13 protein-coding genes are annotated in these 12,732 nt (G+C 36.1%); 5 read left to right on the top strand and 8 right to left on the bottom strand.

Annotated features, from left to right (window positions below):
• The first annotated feature begins 65 nt into the window (after positions 1-65).
• On the top strand, positions 66-536 hold the full coding sequence (locus tag DS745_RS03980; protein ID WP_129076902.1) for a DinB family protein: 471 nt from the start codon (positions 66-68) through the stop codon (positions 534-536).
• An 87-nt stretch (positions 537-623) separates the two neighbouring features.
• Here DS745_RS03980 and DS745_RS03975 read toward each other — a convergent pair whose 3' ends face one another.
• Positions 624-1,145, bottom strand: a complete 522-nt coding sequence (locus DS745_RS03975) for a CBO0543 family protein (protein WP_129076900.1) — start codon at positions 1,143-1,145, stop codon at positions 624-626.
• Between the two features lie 345 nt (positions 1,146-1,490).
• The gene (locus DS745_RS03970) at positions 1,491-3,215 is read right to left on the bottom strand and encodes an ABC transporter substrate-binding protein (RefSeq protein ID WP_129076899.1); all 1,725 of its coding nucleotides are present in this window, start codon (positions 3,213-3,215) and stop codon (positions 1,491-1,493) included.
• 102 nt (positions 3,216-3,317) lie between these two features.
• Between DS745_RS03970 and DS745_RS03965 the strand changes: the two genes are divergently transcribed.
• Positions 3,318-4,187 carry a DMT family transporter gene (locus tag DS745_RS03965; RefSeq protein WP_129076898.1) on the top strand — a complete coding sequence of 290 codons (870 nt, stop codon included), beginning with the start codon at positions 3,318-3,320 and terminating at the stop codon, positions 4,185-4,187.
• Positions 4,188-4,524: 337 nt separating this feature from the next.
• Here DS745_RS03965 and DS745_RS03960 read toward each other — a convergent pair whose 3' ends face one another.
• The 3 genes from DS745_RS03960 to DS745_RS03950 all read right to left on the bottom strand — a co-directional run bounded on the left by DS745_RS03960 (position 4,525) and on the right by DS745_RS03950 (position 6,047).
• Positions 4,525-4,860, bottom strand: a complete 336-nt coding sequence (locus DS745_RS03960) for a hypothetical protein (RefSeq protein WP_129076896.1) — start codon at positions 4,858-4,860, stop codon at positions 4,525-4,527.
• A 20-nt stretch (positions 4,861-4,880) separates the two neighbouring features.
• Complete coding sequence (locus DS745_RS03955) at positions 4,881-5,378, bottom strand: GNAT family N-acetyltransferase (RefSeq protein ID WP_129076894.1); 498 nt, start codon at positions 5,376-5,378, stop codon at positions 4,881-4,883.
• 72 nt (positions 5,379-5,450) lie between these two features.
• Positions 5,451-6,047, bottom strand: a complete 597-nt coding sequence (locus tag DS745_RS03950; protein ID WP_129076893.1) for a histidine phosphatase family protein — start codon at positions 6,045-6,047, stop codon at positions 5,451-5,453.
• Between the two features lie 287 nt (positions 6,048-6,334).
• Between DS745_RS03950 and DS745_RS03945 the strand changes: the two genes are divergently transcribed.
• Together DS745_RS03945 and DS745_RS03940 are read left to right on the top strand one after the other, a co-directional pair.
• The gene (locus DS745_RS03945; protein ID WP_129076892.1) at positions 6,335-7,258 is read left to right on the top strand and encodes a GNAT family N-acetyltransferase; all 924 of its coding nucleotides are present in this window, start codon (positions 6,335-6,337) and stop codon (positions 7,256-7,258) included.
• Positions 7,259-7,344: 86 nt separating this feature from the next.
• Entirely contained in the window at positions 7,345-7,740 is a 396-nt protein-coding gene (locus tag DS745_RS03940; protein ID WP_129076890.1) for a secondary thiamine-phosphate synthase enzyme YjbQ, read from the top strand.
• Between the two features lie 31 nt (positions 7,741-7,771).
• Here DS745_RS03940 and DS745_RS03935 read toward each other — a convergent pair whose 3' ends face one another.
• On the bottom strand, positions 7,772-9,184 hold the full coding sequence (locus DS745_RS03935; RefSeq protein ID WP_129076889.1) for a PAS domain S-box protein: 1,413 nt from the start codon (positions 9,182-9,184) through the stop codon (positions 7,772-7,774).
• Between the two features lie 235 nt (positions 9,185-9,419).
• Between DS745_RS03935 and DS745_RS03930 the strand changes: the two genes are divergently transcribed.
• Positions 9,420-10,670 (top strand): alpha,alpha-trehalase, encoded by a 1,251-nt coding sequence (locus DS745_RS03930; RefSeq protein WP_241657704.1) that lies wholly within the window; start codon positions 9,420-9,422, stop codon positions 10,668-10,670.
• 109 nt (positions 10,671-10,779) lie between these two features.
• Here the strand turns inward: DS745_RS03930 and DS745_RS03925 are convergent, their stop codons facing one another.
• Both DS745_RS03925 and DS745_RS03920 read right to left on the bottom strand, forming a co-directional pair.
• Positions 10,780-11,994: a DUF418 domain-containing protein gene (locus DS745_RS03925; RefSeq protein WP_161568172.1), complete on the bottom strand. Its 1,215-nt coding sequence runs from the start codon at positions 11,992-11,994 to the stop codon at positions 10,780-10,782.
• A gap of 196 nt (positions 11,995-12,190) precedes the next feature.
• Positions 12,191-12,664, bottom strand: a complete 474-nt coding sequence (locus tag DS745_RS03920) for a DUF2306 domain-containing protein (RefSeq protein ID WP_129076885.1) — start codon at positions 12,662-12,664, stop codon at positions 12,191-12,193.
• Between the last annotated feature and the right edge of the window lie 68 nt (positions 12,665-12,732).

Genomic DNA, 12,732 nt, shown 5'->3' with positions numbered 1-12,732 from the left:
TCTGTTCGAAAACTAGAAAATTATGATACGATATTCAAGATAATACTTAGTTAGGGGTGAGCTTGTTGATCGAACTTTTTAACTATAATTGGCAAGTAAGGAACGACTGGTTTACTTGGTGTGGAACCTTGTCAGTTGAAGAACTAACGAAGAAGCGTGTTGGCGGCATCGGTAGTATTTTACATACTCTATACCATGTAGTGAACTGCGAACAATTGTGGATTAATCAAATGTTAGGAAAACCTGTTCTTACTAGAGATATGAATACAATCGTAACTCTCGAGGAAGTCATTCGCTTTTCAGAGGAAACAAAACTAAATACACTGGAGTTTCTTCAATCCTGGAGCGAAGATGAAGAAGTTAAAAACCTTGTTATTACTAGCAAAAATGGCCAAACATATACTTTCCCATACGGAAAAGTAGTCCGTCATATCATTACACACGAAATTCACCACATTGGCCAACTTTCTATCTGGTCAAGAGAACTTGGGAAGAAACCAGTATCTTCTGATCTAATTTTCAGAGACTACAAATAAGAAAATTCCCCTACAATAAGCAGGGGAATTTTCACTTTTCACTTTTGATTGGAGAAAACGCATCCATTTGCGCGATAGAGTTGCAGATCATATACAACAATATATAGATCGGTACAGAGTAGAGTAAAATACACTCCAATTTTCCTTCACATAAATTCCTAACCAAGTCATTAACGGTTCACCCAAAAATGCATTTATTAAAGAGAAGCCTATCGCTTTTAACCAAGGATTTATCTTTGGTTTGAACTGAATAAGTAACATCGTTAATACAGGGAAAATACTAAAATCCCACGTAACATAAGAAGGTATCGTTGGTAGAACACCAATCGTATAATACCAAAGTCCAAATACGACACCTAGAAAATCAAACCACGACGAAAATATCAACATTAAAAACCCTGCAAGTAATAATCGACCTTGATTTTCCTTCTTTCTAACAATAAACCAAATCAGCCACGGGATAACTGCCAGGAATAAAGTTAACCAAAAATCCCAATGACCAAAAGAATGTTCCATCCAATACTCTTGATAGTCTGCATTGACCTCAGCCACGCGATCGTAAAATTGTTTAACTTCCCGAACTTTGTTTTCATTTGCTATAGGTTCCATTGAAACGTCCTCTATTCAGTATATGGTAGAATTAGTTTCGTCAATGGAATTGTACTTTAGACATCACTTATTAAAGTTTAGCACTCTTTCTACATATTCTTTCGCGTCCTCGGCAATGTATCTCAAAGAAATCGCTAGCACAAAGCCAAAAACGGTTAAAAGGAAGAGCACCACAGTGAACACAAAAGCCCTGATATCACCTACATAGTTGTATACGAGACCCTCCAATAAATCATAACGAAAAAAATTTATGATTGTAATCAGAAAACCTAGTACAGCAAAAGCGAATAACATATTTGACAACTTCTTAACTCTCTCAAAATATGGCAACTATTTTCCCTCCACTTATTTTCTAAAAAATAGTTCTTTAAACGAGACTAACCCAATTGAATTTATGGTTACACCAAGTAAATCCTTATGATACATCGCCTTTTGATAGGTTGAGTAGAGAGGAAACAATATATGTTCATTTACTAAATACTGCTTTACCTCCTCTAACAATGCTTTTCGTACCATCGGATCTCTTTCTGAAGGAACTTGCTCAACTTTTTGAATGAGATTGGTACCTACCAACAGGTTTGTGACGACACTAGTTTCTGAGAGAAACAAGTTATATAAGCCTAACTCTTCTACTTCCTCGTTTACAAACTCTGCAAGAATTAAATCAGCATCATGGCTTTCGGCAATAAATTGTTCATATGGCACACTTTTACTCTCAATGGTTATTCCATGTTTTGAGCATTCTTGTTTCACCCATTCCATATCCTCTTTATTTGGATTTAATTCATAGGTTAAAAGCGACAGGTTTTTTTCATAACTTGCCTCAACTACATCATAAACTTGTGATTGGACACAAGACGTACTCGGTTCATATCTCGGATAGCCCAACTCCCTGACCAATTTACCACGGTCTAGGATGCTAGCTACCTTCCTACGCAAAGCAACATTTTGAGCAATAGTATCCTTTTTCATGTTCCACATAAGATACTTTACCGCTAGATGTTTTCTTTGTATGCTTTGAAAATTCGTTTCATCTCTGTTTTCAATCGCAAAAGGAATATAAGAAATTGCCCCAATACTTGTTTCAGTTAGATACTTTTCGATGCTAGGTAAAATATAAAAAGCTACTTCGCCAATATGAGCTCTCTCTTGAAAATACTCTTCGTGGACAGTTAGTAGAAGATAATGTTTTTCATGAATTTGCACTTGATAAGGTCCTGTACCGATTGGATGCTTTGAAAATTCCTCTAGTGACCGTTGCCCGTAGTTCAGAGGCACAATGGAACATTTGGTCGAGGATAACATGAGATCCCAACAATAGACAGGAGTTGAAAACTCAAATTGGATTACATGCTTACCAATAAGATGAATTTTCTTTAAATCCTTGACGACCCATTTGCTCGGAGTCTCCTTTAATCGAAGAAAAGAAAATTCTACATCCTCTGCCTCTAATATTTTGCCGTGATGGAATTGAACACTTTTTCTTAAATAAAATGTCCAGCGCTTTCCTTCCACATCTCGTTCCCAATAGTAAGAAAGACAAGGTTCAACTATCTTTTTTTCAGTATGAAACGTAACTAGCGTATTAAAGATCTGTTCAACAAGGTGTCGTTCCGTTTGCCGTTCAATTTGCGAAGGGTCTAACGAATGAAGATAACGAAAGTAAGGAATTTTCAGTATCTCGTACTCTTCCCTTTCTGATTTCTTTTCTCCAACACCAAAAAGACGAAGGATGAAACGATCAAGTAATTGTCCCTTAAGCAAATGCTTATGGTCCAAAAGCGAAATAAAACGTTCAATGTCTTGGTGTCTAGGCGACGAGTCTTCAAAATCTTGGAGCATGTTCTCAATTGTCTTCAAAAAAATGATAGTTGTTACATTCCCCCTACCTTTTCCTTGCTCTCTTGATATCCATTGTTTCTCTTCCATCTTTTTGACGATATGAATTACATTCCGTTCCGAACATCGTAAAACCTCGCTAATTGCAGTTCTTGTTACCTTAACAGGTTCAAGTGCTTTTGTACTGGCAAACTCAGCAAATAGTTCAATATAGTACTCTATTAGTTTCATAATCTTACCATCCTACTATTAAAAGGTGAAATCATTAATTTTAATTTACACTTTTTATTCTCCTTTTACCAACTAGAATAGATAGTAGAAAGGGGAGTTTACATGAACACTGTACAAAAAGGACACTTTTATAACATGTTATCTGTTTTCATGGTAGCAATCGGCCCACTCTTCTCCAAATTTGGCTTACTACACATATCACCTGCTAAGGCTGCACTGATCAACGTGGTGACCATTATTATAGTTAGCTATCTCACTGGTCTTCTCTTTAAAAACAACGTAACCTTTTACTTCGAAAAAGAGATGATCATACTCGCCATATGTAATTCCATTGGTGTCATATTTATGTTTCTTAGTATGAATTTACTTTCACCTGTTGAGATCGGTTTTATCAGCAGATTTTATACTGTATTTGCGGTATTGTTGTCTGTTTTTCTTTTAAAAGAGAAGCTCACAAAAAAGGAAGGAATGTTTATAGGGATAGCCATACTAGGGGCGTTTTTGTTTATGGAAAAAGGGGAAGGTTTTTCAACAAATTTAAGTGGAAGTTTCTTTGCGCTACTGTATACGTTCTTCTTTGCCCTTACAAACATTTTCATCAAAAAAACAATGTCAAAACAGAAAAGCTCGAATTCTATTCTTTTTACAAATAATTGCGTAACACTAGTTTTCGTAAGTTTCTATGCGATGATTACTGAGGATCTATTCAATCTAAATTACTCGCTAGAGGGTGTGGCATATATTATTTTGTCCTCACTTTTTGCAGGGTTTCTCGGAACAATCCTCTTGTATGAGGCCCTAAAACATCTGCGCTTTTCGATTGCAAATGTTACCAGAGCGTTTAGTCCGATCCTTGTAGCAGTTTTATCGTTTCCTTTTTTTCCAATTGAAATAACGACCCGAAATACAATCGGTGCACTTATATTAGTAGGATCAATTTTGTTTTTAACAGTAGGAAAAAGGAAAGCGTAATGACGCATTATTTTTTCCAAATGAATTTCCTAATTACAGCTGTTCCCAGCGTACTACTCAAAAAAGAAAGACCGATATGATGATAGATAATAAATGTTCCATAATATAAAGCTGAACCAATCAGCATATCAACAATAAGAAATTTGCGTACGGAATTTCTCCCGATCACACAAAAGACAAATTTATTTCCCCGGTTCACCACAATTCATCCCACCTTATCTGATTACAAGGTATGTGATGAACCGTTTGTCTTATGCCTTCGAGAAATAAAACGGTAGGTCGACTTGATTACATTCAAACATTAAGAACGGTGTAACCTTTTCATAACAACAACTTATTACTTCTTTTTTAAGATCTTACGTGAAATCCAATAACCTACATAGCCTAAAACAAAATAAACAGGTATATAGACAAATGCACTACTATTCATCCATGCGAGTAAAATCACCAAGAAAGCTAGTACAGAAACACCCAAGGCTACAAAGATTGAACCGTCTATAAGTACCGTCACAACCCCTTGTAAAAGAAATAGTAGCGGAAATAAAAATAGCAAAGCTAAAATAAACAACGAGTGATCAATATGTAAAAAATTTGGAGAAATTGAATAATAACCAATGACGATTATAGCAATTCCCGGTGTCAAAAGGTTAAGTACACGAAAGACTTTTTTCATTAGATTTCCTCCATTTATGTTTATAACAGTTTGGACATTAAATACTCATCATAAAAGTCTTGACCTATTTTCAACGATTGGCGTTTCATACCTTCTATCTCAAAACCACTTTTCTTATACAGGGCCAAACCAGCTTCATTTTCTGTCACGACGCTAAGTTCGAGCCTTAAAAGATTGTTTTTCAATGCCCACTCATCTAAGCGTTTAAACAGACTCGTTCCAATTCCACGACCTCGATACTGTTCTAGAATTCCAATAACTAAATACGCAGAATGCTTGGTACGATTAGCAGTACCACCAATGGCAAACATGTAACCGACCAAGTTCCCTTCTTCCTCGGCTACAAACACAGTCGCATTGCTTTGTTTTTCAATTTGTTCTAACTGCCTTTGTTGCTGCTCAGGAGTCGTTTTTCTTTCACCAGCGCCCATGAGCATGTATGTAGACTGCGACTCTACTTCCTTGATTAGATTTATAAGGTTTTCTGCATCGCTAGGTGTAACTTCCCTAATATTCATAGTACCTCCCATTATTCCTAGGGTTACGGAACTTACTAATTTGTTTAAAGTTTCGTAAGCCAATGTTTCTCTTTAATAACTATATTCCAAATGTGTCGTACTATTTGAAAATACGACTAATCGGCTTTTGTCGGTGTATTCCAGCAAATGAATGCCCGTATCACCCGTTTTAAAAAAGACATTATGTACAAATGGCAATTCTAAGAAGCTTTCGATGATTCTTGAAATCATACCGCCATGAGAGACAATCGCAATCCTCTCATAGTTCTTGCTGGCTTCTTTGATAACAGAAAAGATTTGCTCTCCCCTAGCACGAAATTCCATTGCCGATTCACCATATCCACCAAACTTTTCGTGAGGAAGTAGTCCCCATGGATAGGGTATTTCCTCAAGAGGTTTCCCCGCTAGATCACCGTTCTCATGTTCACGCAGCTCAGCTACGTATTCAATCGGACAACCAATCTCTTCTGCTAATATAGCAGCGGTTTTGCTTGCTCTTTTAAACGTACTTGCCCAAATGAATTGAGGAGGGAACTCGCCCTTAACTCTAGCAGCCATTTTCTTAGCTTGAACTATTCCCTCTTCTGTTAAAGGAAAGTCCGCACTCCCTTCGTGTACGTTTAATAGATCCGCTTCCGACTCTCCGTGACGTATTAGTAAAATTTGCATAAAATCCCTCCATCATGAGTTGAAGTCTTTTTTGGTTTTCCAGAATTAGTTCTATTCGCCTTATAGTAACTTAATCCCTCTATTTTAAAGATAAATTAACTTACCCTTTTTCAGGATTAATTCGGTAAATTTCTATGCTTCCCGTTTTAGGTAGTAAAGTTCAGTTATTTCCTCATTATATCTTTAAATTATCCATAGCTAAGATTACCTATTTCTGCTAAAATACGTATTGAACAAGTGTCAGAAAATTACAACTACAAACAAATGTTAATCTGGAGGAAATTTAGATGAATAAACAATTTACCATCAGACCCGCTACAATGGACGACGACCAGGTCGTGACTAACCTTATTACTGCGGTTGATATAGCCGAATACGGTGTGCCTGATATTACAATTGAAGATGTCCTTGAAATTTGGAGTGAAATTCCTTTAAAAAAGAATACTTGGATCATCGAAAAAGCAGACCAAATAGTCGGCTACGGTTACTTAGAGGAAATCAGTAAGGGTCGATTGGATTGTTACGGTTATGTACATCCAACCTGGCAAAAGCAAGGAATTGGAAGCCACCTTATTCAACAAATGGAAATTAGAGCAGAAGACTATCTTACGGAATATGACAAGGAAGACGTTCCATACGAATTCAATCATGTGATACCAGCAAATAATCCTTCTGCAGTTACCTTAGTTGAAAATAAAGGTTATAAGTTTGCTAGAGTTTTCAGCAGAATGAAGATTGAACTAGAAACCGAGCCAGAGGTACCAACAATCTCTGACAATGTCATTATTATCCCGTTCGAATTAGAAAGAGATGCCGAACTATTATATGAAGCGTACAACGAGTCATTTAAAGACACACGCGGATATTACGAAGAACCTATTGAGAAATGGCTACATAAAGTCACCTCAGAACCTTTTGACCAATCACTCTCTTATGTTGCATACCTAGATCAAACACTAACAGGTTTTATCATCTGCAAAAACTATCCTGAAGGTACCTTCATCGAGTTTTTAGGTGTTAGATCCTTATATCGAAAAAAAGGAATTGGTGCTGCTCTACTAAAAATGGTCTTCAAAGAGAGCTATCGCCGAAACATACAAACTGTCTTATTAAATGTAGACTCAAACAGTAAGTCGGGGGCCAATAAGTTATATGAAAGCGTTGGTATGAAATCAACATTTCAGATTGCTGTATATCAAAGAACAAATTAGACAGGAGAGCTTTCTCCTGTCTCTATTTGTCTACTTTCTTTCGAAATGGTAAAATTTATTAACTAATTTGTGTAAGGGTGATATGTTTGCTGAAAAAATTTTCTATAAAAACTGATAGCCGTAGCCAAATGATTGATGTAACAAGACAGGTTCATGATTTTGTAAGCACTGAAAACATAAAGGAAGGAGCAGTGGTCGTCTATTGTCCGCACACAACAGCAGGTATTACCATTAATGAGAATGCAGATCCAGACGTACAACGGGATATGCTCCGTCGATTTAACGAAGTTTACCCATGGGAACACCCTCTAGACCGACACTTTGAAGGTAACACTGCTGCTCACATGAAGGCTAGTACAGTGGGATCTTCACAACACGTAGTGATAACAAACGGAAAACTGCTGCTTGGCACATGGCAAGGGATTTACTTCTGCGAATTTGATGGTCCACGAACACGAACTTTTTATGTGAAAATTCTCTAGAACCAAATGCCCTGGCACTTTGGGTTAAGTGCTAGGCATTATCCCTCATGAATTTCTCATCGACCTTTATTGTTTTCCTTGGCAACTGAATTTTAAAGGTTGTCCCTTCCCCTTCTTTACTAACAAAAGAGATTTTTCCACCATGGTCGTTTACTAACTTATAGGTTGTAAGCATACCAAGTCCTGTCCCTTTCTCCTTTGTTGAATAAAATGGAAGACCGATGTAAGGTGCAACATCGTCTGGAATTCCACAACCCTGATCAATCACTTCAATTAAGATCGTATACTTATCAATGTTACTTAGCTTTACGTGAATGATACCGCCCTGATCCATTGCTTCAACGGCATTTTTTAAAATATTAATAAACACCTGCTTTATCTGATTACTAACACAATAGATTTTTCCAACTTCTTCAAATGAAAAAGTGATCTCTATATTTTTCATTAGTGCTTGCGACTGAAGGAGTGTAACAATATTATGAATAATATCACCAATGCTTTCTTCTTGAAACTCAGCCGCTTGAGGCTTTGCTAAAAGAAGTAATTCACTTGTAATTAATTCAATTCGATCCATTTCAGACAACATAATACTAATGTAATTAGGTGCTATTTCATTATTTTCTTGAATTAGTTGAAGAAACCCCTTTAGTGTTGTCAGTGGATTACGAATTTCATGAGCAATTGAAGCAGATAACTGACCAACTAACGAAAGCTTTTCTGAGTTTTCAATGTTTTCTTCAGCTAGCTTTTGTAGAGTAATATCTTTAGCAATTCCAAATACACCAACAACTTCATCATCCAAGGTAATAGGTATATCAGTTGCCTTTATATGTATAATCCTTCCACTCTTTCGCCTGATTCTAATTTCATAATTCTGAGCTTCACCTTTGATAGCCCTCTTAAACATCATATTTGTTCGTTCAAGATCCTCATCTACTACTAATGATTGAAAATCCAAATTAAATAGTTCTTGCTCCGTATATCCAGTGAGTTCTTCTAATCCTTTATTTACATCCACGAATCTTCCTTCAAGATTAAAACAGCAAACTGCCTCAGGGTTATTTATAAACAAAGATTCGTAATATTGGCTGGTTTGAATACTACTTCTTCTACATGCAGTAATATCTAAAAAATATACAGACAACCCTTCATCTGAGGGGTAAGCACGAACATCAAACCATAACTTCTCAGGAGGGTAGTAAAAATCAATATGTATCGGTTTCTGCTTTACCATTGCAAAATGGAAGTCATGATAAATTGGTAAGTGGACAACTTCAGGAAACATTTCCCACAAACACTTTCCTAGCAGTTCTTCTTTAGACCTATGAAATAGATTAGCAGCATTTATATTTACGTAGGAAAAATTCCAGTTTAGATCTAGCATATAAAAACAATCTGTTATTCTATCTAAAATTTCTAGAGTGTCTAGTTTTTGAATTCTCATTGATGTCCCCCTATGTTCAGATAACTCTTTCTATTTCCCTCAAATAAAGGTCGATATTATTAATTAATGCTAATTCTATTCGACAAAAGTAAAGAAATCCCTTCAAAAAAATAACAAAAAAACTTAATATTATGTCAAAAATATGAAGATAATCGTCAACATTGAATCCCAAACTACTAAATTTTCTTTTTCGTTCATATTAATCATTAAAAGTCTTATCGGAGGTGAGGATATCTTGAACTATGAAATACCCAAACTACGCTTTACTTGTCTAGACAATCAAAAAGTACATGTATTAGAATACATTCATAACTATTGGAAGGAACTTATCGTCGTTAGCCCTCCATACACAAAAGGGCAGCTCTTTTATCTACCTCATCCTTATGTGGTTCCTGGAGGGGTTTTCCAACAGCTATTCTATTGGGATAGTTATTTTACGATCTTAGGTTTAAAAGCCGCTAAAATGGACCGCTTATCAAAAGGGATTGTTGATAATTTCCTATATGAAATGCGTACGTTTGGGATTATTCCAAATAGCTCGGAGGTGGCACATTTAAGTCGTTCCCAACCACCTTTTTTAACGTCAATGATGAAAGAAGTTTGGGGCAGAGATATTGAATGGTTGAAACATGCGTATGACATAGCAAAACTCGAGTATTTTCAAGTATGGATGAATCCAAACACTCATTATCACGAAGAAATTGGTCTCAATCGCTATTTTGACGATCTTGATAAAATGCTTAGAATTCACGATGAAGCATACTTACATTTTGAGGAATTATCGATCCCTGCTCAGTTTTGGCATGAGCGAACAGAAGCAGAATCAGGGTGGGATTATACCGGCCGTTTCAACAGACAATGCGGCCATTTTATTCCTGTAGAATTAAATTCATTGTTATATAAGTATGAAGTCGATTTTGCCGATTTCGCTAAAATTCTAGGTCTACATGACGAAATGCGTAATTGGAACGAGCGAGCGAAAAAGAGAAAACAACTGATGGATAAGTATCTCTGGAATCAATCAGAGGGTATCTATTACGACTATAACTTTATGACGAAACAACAGTATGCTTACCCTTCTTTAGCAACATTTTTCCCATTATGGGCAGGGCTAGCTGATTCAGAACAAGCAGAAAGCATCCGTAACAAAGTAGATTTGTTCCTACACCGTGGAGGCATGGTAACCTCCGTTTTCCACACGAATTTCCAATGGGATTATCCCAACGGCTGGGCACCGCTTCAATGGATTGTTATTGAAGGGCTTAGAAAATATGGCTACACAGAAGTAAGTCTTGATATTGCCAGAAGATGGATTAGTTTGTGTACAGACCAATTTTTCAAAACTGGAAAGCTATACGAAAAATATAATGTTGTAGATTACAACATCAATACTACAGGTAGATATCCCTTACAAGAAGGCTTTGGTTGGACGAATGCCATTTATACGAAAATAGCTGTTGAATTGTTGGATTGTAAAATTATCTAAAATAATAGCAGGAGCTGCAAGTTATGCAACTCCTGCTAAATTAGTATAAATTCAAGAGTAATATGAGTGTTGTAATTGTGACACTTTTTTCTCTAGATTTATACCTCGGCTATCTCCTAAACGGTTGAACCCTACCGTAGGTTACTGAACGCCATACCCATTCCAATGGTCCGTACAGATAATACTTTAACCAGAAGTAACTAAAGAGAATCTGTAAAGGCAAGATAATGAAACTCATGATTAGCCCTAGAGCTAGATTAATCTCTCCAAACAACCCAAATCCAGTAAATATCCCAACACATATTACGGTCTGAGCAATATAGTTTGTCAATGCCATTCTTCCTAGATAACTAAGCGGATAAAAAAGCTTCTTCCACTTCTCTTTTTGAAGTAGGAATAATACAGTGGAAATATAAAATATCGATAGACTTAAACCACTTAGCGTAACAATCACCTGTACCGAAAGAGAGTTTGGTATTCTCAGAGTTAGCATGTCTAAGTGAAGCGCGACAATCAGGAAAGAAAGCGGGATGCTTATGATCAAGCTGATCCACCAAACGTTTCTTGCAAGCCGTTTATGTTTTGGAAACTCGCTAATTATGTTTAGTTTCCCCACATAGAGCCCCAATAAAAACATATATAAAGCAGTTAACATTGAAAAAGGTAGGTGCTTAATTAACGGAATCACTTCATTGCTAAATCGGTAACTTAACCAATCTAGATAACTACTAGTATTGTAGATCAATATAGCCTCTTCCATCTTCCCTGCGCCATCCGCTTGTAGTACTTGTATTTCCTTTTGCAATTCTTCGGGTGAAAGAAGAAAATTTGCTGATAACAGAAGTATTAATGCCACCGTAAAAATAGTTATGATCATTAGAAGTGTTTTTGGTTTTAGTTTATAAAAGAGCAGTAAAAGAAAACCTGCAAATGCGTATGTAAGTAAAATATCACCATACCATAAAAACAGAAGATGTAATGCACCAAATACTGCTAACATTGTTAGTCTACGGACATATAGAGTGTACACGTTACGCCCTTTTTCTGCTGCTCGCTCCATGAATATAAAAAATCCTAAGCCGAACAAAAATGAGAATATTGAGAAAAATTTTGTTTCAACGAAGACATCAAGGATAATACGAATCCATGTATCGGTTGCAGAAAGCGGCTGTGGCAACATGTACAAGTCAGCAATCAATTGTGGTGATTGAAATAAGGGCATATTAACAACGAGAATACCTAACAATGCAAAACCCCTAATAATATCTAATTCATTTATTCGTCCACTAAGGTCTAAGGCAGGTCCTTTTAATAATGGGTCCACTTTGAGTCCCCTTTCTATGTTTATAAATATAATATTAACATTATTTTCCTTTCTGTTGTTGTAAAAAATATTTTGAGGTAAATAAACATACATTCATAATATTAACCTGTCGAAAATAAATGTTACTAATATCTAGTACAAAAAAAGTCGCTATCAAGAGACTTGTAAGCGACTTTTGTTTGGTGCTATTCAGAAATTAAAGATGTTTAGCAATACTTCTTTTCGGCTTATACTTATTTGCTACTCTAAAAATAAACGGAGTCCCTACGATTGTTGGTAACAACCAAAACAAAAGTGCTGGCACTTCGTTTAAAACAGGAATTTTAGGTATATTTACAACAATCGTTGCAGTAACTATTCCTATGTATGAACCGAGCATCCCTCCGATGTGTGAAACGATCCAATTCTTCCACCTTTTCTTCGATGCAACATAGCCTAAGAAGGCAAGTGCATATGAGAAAACTCCGATATAAAACAAATAGGCACTTTCTTCCCAATGAATCATCGACATAAACACTGCAGTAAGAAATACGAAAACATAAGACCAGTGATAGACTTCACCTGATAACGAATGCTTACCTGTCTTTTTTCTTGAAGACATAGCAATTACACCGCTAACCAAGCAAACAAAACCAGTAACTATATGTATAATTAGGAAAATAGTAAACAATCAATCTCACTCCCAAAATAACTATACTACTGATTTCAATTTATACAAAAATTACCTAATAAGCAATG

It is taken from the genome of Anaerobacillus alkaliphilus (genome assembly GCF_004116265.1).
In the GTDB taxonomy this organism is placed as follows: domain Bacteria; phylum Bacillota; class Bacilli; order Bacillales; family Anaerobacillaceae; genus Anaerobacillus; species Anaerobacillus alkaliphilus.
This window is presented reverse-complemented; position numbering and strand designations above follow the sequence as displayed.